Raw genomic sequence first — 3,385 nt, forward strand, 5'->3', positions numbered from 1 at the left:
GCCGAGTACGCGCTCGACCACATCCCCGGCGCGATCAACTGCCCGGTGCTCAGCGACGACGAGCGCCGCATCGTCGGTACCACCTACGTGCAGGTGTCCGCCTTCGAGGCCCGCAAGATCGGCGGCGCGATGGTGGCGCGCAACATCGCCCGCCACCTCGACGAACTGATGCGCGACAAGCCGCGCGACTGGCGTCCGCTGCTCTATTGCTGGCGCGGCGGCCTGCGCAGCGGCAGCTTCGTCAACTGGCTGCGGCTGGTCGGCTGGGATGCGCAGCAGCTGAAGGGCGGCTACAAGTCGTGGCGCGCGCACGTGATCAGCGAGCTGGCCACGCGCGCACCGGCGCTGCCGCTGCGCGTGCTGTGCGGCCCGACCGGCAGCGCGAAGACGCGCGTGCTGCACGCGCTCGCGCAGCAGGGCGAGCAGGTGCTCGACCTGGAGGCGCTGGCGGCCCATCGCGGCTCGGTGCTCGGCGACCTGCCCGGCACCGTGCAGCCGTCGCAGAAGGGCTTCGAGACGCAACTGCTGCACGCGCTCGAGGGGCTCGATCCGCAGCGGCGCATCTGGGTCGAGGCCGAGAGCCGCCGCATCGGCCGCCTGACGGTGCCCGAACCGCTGCTGCAGCGCCTGCGCGAGAGCCCGGTCGTCGAGATCGCGGCGACGCGCGAGGCGCGGCTTGCCTACCTGCTGCGCGACTACGCCTGGCTCGGCGACGACCCGCAGCGCCTGGCCGACAAGCTGGGTGGCCTGCGCGAACTGCTGCCGAAGGAGACGCTGGCGCAGTGGCAGGCCTGGGCACGGCAGCGCGAGCTGCCGCCGCTGTTCGAGGCGCTGATGGCCCGGCATTACGATCCGCTCTATGCGCGCTCGCAAGGGCGCCAGCTCGAACGCATCGGCCAGGCGCAGCGCGTCGAGGCCGACGACCTGTCACCCGATGGCATCGCGGCACTCGCGCTGCGCATCGCCTCCCTTTCCTGAACCCCGTGGGACCCACCGATGAAACACGCGCTCCAACACCTGCTCGCCGCCTTGTCACTTGCGTTGATCGCCGGCACCGCTGCGGCGCAGACCGCCACGCCCGGCGTGTTGCGCGTCACCGCGATCCCCGATGAATCGCCGACCGAGCTGGCGCGCAAGTTCGCGCCGCTCGGCAAGTACCTGGAGGGCAAGCTCGGCCTGAAGGTCGAGTGGACGCCGGTGACCGACTACGCTGCCGCCGTCGAGACGGTGGTCAACCGCAAGATCGACCTGGCCTGGTTCGGCGGCTTCACCTTCGTGCAGGCCAGCGTGCGCTCGAACGGCAAGGTGATTCCGCTGGTGCAGCGCGAGGAGGACGAGCGCTTCCGCTCGGTCTTCATCACCGATGCGAAGAGCGGCATCGCGAAGCTCGAAGACCTGAAGGGCAGGACGCTGAGCTTCGGCTCGGCGTCGAGCACCTCGGGCCACCTGATGCCGCGCAGCTTCCTGCTGGCCGCGAAGATCAACCCCGATGCCGACCTGAAGCGCGTCAGCTTCTCGGGCGCGCACGACGCGACGATCGCCGCGGTGGCCAGCGGCAAGGTCGATGCCGGCGCGCTGAACATCTCGGTGTGGGAGAAGTTCGTCGCCGACAAGAAGGTCGACACCAGCCAGGTGAAGGTGTTCTACACGACGCCGGCCTACTACGACTACAACTGGACGGTGCATGCCGACATGCCGGCCGAGCTGCGCAGCAAGATCCAGCAGGCCTTCCTTGCGCTCGACCCGGCCACGCCGCAGGGCAAGGAGATCCTCGACCTGCAGCGCGCGACGCGCTTCATCGCGACCAAGCCCGAGAACTACGTCGGCATCAAGGCCGCGGCAGAGAACGCCGGCCTGCTGAAGTGAGTGAGCCTGCTGCGGTCGCCGAGCTGCGCGCGCTGTCGGCCCCGGCCGCGCCCGGCGTGCCGGGCCTGGCGCTGCGCGGGCTCGACCTGCGCATCGCGGCGGGCGAGCAGGTCGCGGTGATCGGCGCCTCGGGCGCCGGCAAGACCAGCCTGCTGATGGCGCTGGCCTGCGCGGTGCGGCCGTCGGCCGGCAGCGTGTCGCTGTTCGGTCGCGATCCGTGGGCGATGCCGGGCCGCGAGCTGCGCCGCTTGCGCGGGCGGCTGTTCCTCGCGCCGCAGGTGCCGCCGCTGCCGCCGCGCCAGCGTGTCGTGACGGCGGTGCTGGCCGGGCGGCTGCCGGCGATGGGGCTGCTGCAGAGCCTGCGCACGCTGTGGAGCCCGCGCGACGCGGACCTCGCACAGGCGGCGCTCGCCGAGCTGGGCCTGGCCGACAAGCTGTGGCTGCGCGTCGATCGCCTCTCCGGTGGCGAGCGGCAGCGTGTCGGGCTGGCACGCGCGCTGGTGTCGCAGGCCGGGCTGTGGCTGGTCGACGAACCCTTGTCGGCACTCGATCCGACCCGCGCGCGCGTCGTGATCGATGCGCTGCTCGGCGCCGCGCGGCGCGACGGCCGCACGCTGGTGTGCAGCCTGCACCAGGTGGACGTGGCGCGCGAGCGCTTCGCGCGCATCGTCGCGCTGCGCGCGGGCGTGTGCGTGTACGACGGTCCGGCGGCGGGGCTGGACGATGCGGCGCTGCGCGAGTTGTATGCGGGCGAGGTGGCGGCGCCGGCCCCGGATGCCCCGGCGGCAGGCACCGGCCTGTTGCCCGAAAGCATGTGCCGCTGATGGAGCAGGCCGTGCGTCCGGGCGCCGCCGCGCTGCGCGATCCGGCGCTGCTGCGCAGGGTGTCGCTGCTGCTGGCGGCGGCGGTGCTGGCGTGGCCGCTGCTGGTGTGGACCGAGTTCAACCCGGCGACGCTGCTGGACGCGCGCAGCCTGCGGGCGACCTGGAAGTTCGTGTCGGAGTTCATCCCGCCGAAGCACGATGCGGCGTTCCTGGGGCTGCTGCTGCAGGAGACCTGGCGCACCGTCGCGATCGCGACGGCGGGCCTGGCACTGGCGTGGGGGGTGGCGGTGCCCCTGGCCTTCCTGGCGACGGCGCGCCTGTCGCTCAGTGCGATCGCGACGCCGATGGGCCTGCTGCCGGCGCTGCTGCGGCAGGCGATCCGCTGGGTGCTGGTGGTGCTGCGCTCGATCCCCGAGCTGGTGTGGGCGCTGCTGTTCGTGCGGGCCGTGGGCCTGGGCCCGACCTCGGGCGTGCTGGCGATCGCGATCACCTAYGGCGGCATGCTGGCCAAGGTGTATGCGGAGATCCTGGAAAGCAGCGACCCCGCGGCCACCCAGGCGCTGCTGCGCAACGGCAGCGGGCGCCTGCAGGCGCTGTGGTTCGGCGCGCTGCCGGAGTGCGCCGGCGAGCTGGTCAGCTACACGGTGTACCGCTGGGAGTGCGCGATCCGCTCGTCGGTCGTGCTCGGTTTCGTC

At 72.4% G+C, this 3,385-nt stretch carries 4 protein-coding genes; all 4 read left to right on the plus strand.

Annotated elements, in window-relative coordinates; all coding sequences use genetic code 11:
* Positions 1 to 978: tRNA 2-selenouridine(34) synthase MnmH (mnmH, locus tag AC1D12_RS28500; RefSeq protein WP_477844466.1), on the plus strand; the 978-nt coding region annotated here is incomplete at its 5' end.
* 18 nt (positions 979 to 996) lie between these two features.
* Entirely contained in the window at positions 997 to 1,866 is an 870-nt protein-coding gene (locus AC1D12_RS28505; protein WP_477844468.1) for a putative selenate ABC transporter substrate-binding protein, read from the plus strand.
* Positions 1,863 to 2,690 carry a phosphonate ABC transporter ATP-binding protein gene (locus tag AC1D12_RS28510; RefSeq protein ID WP_477844470.1) on the plus strand — a complete coding sequence of 276 codons (828 nt, stop codon included), beginning with the start codon at positions 1,863 to 1,865 and terminating at the stop codon, positions 2,688 to 2,690. The genes AC1D12_RS28505 and AC1D12_RS28510 overlap by 4 nt, the downstream gene beginning before the upstream one ends.
* Positions 2,690 to 3,385 (plus strand): PhnE/PtxC family ABC transporter permease (locus AC1D12_RS28515; RefSeq protein ID WP_477844472.1); only part of this gene is annotated, 696 nt, incomplete at its 3' end. The genes AC1D12_RS28510 and AC1D12_RS28515, both read left to right, overlap by 1 nt.

The sequence above is a fragment of the Rhizobacter sp. P1_G5 genome, assembly GCF_056405435.1.

What these genes read in the sequence shown, in the direction of transcription:
- AC1D12_RS28505 (WP_477844468.1), top strand. Translation starts at nt 997, where the DNA reads ATGAAACACGCGCTCCAACACCTGCTCGCCGCCTTGTCACTTGCGTTG.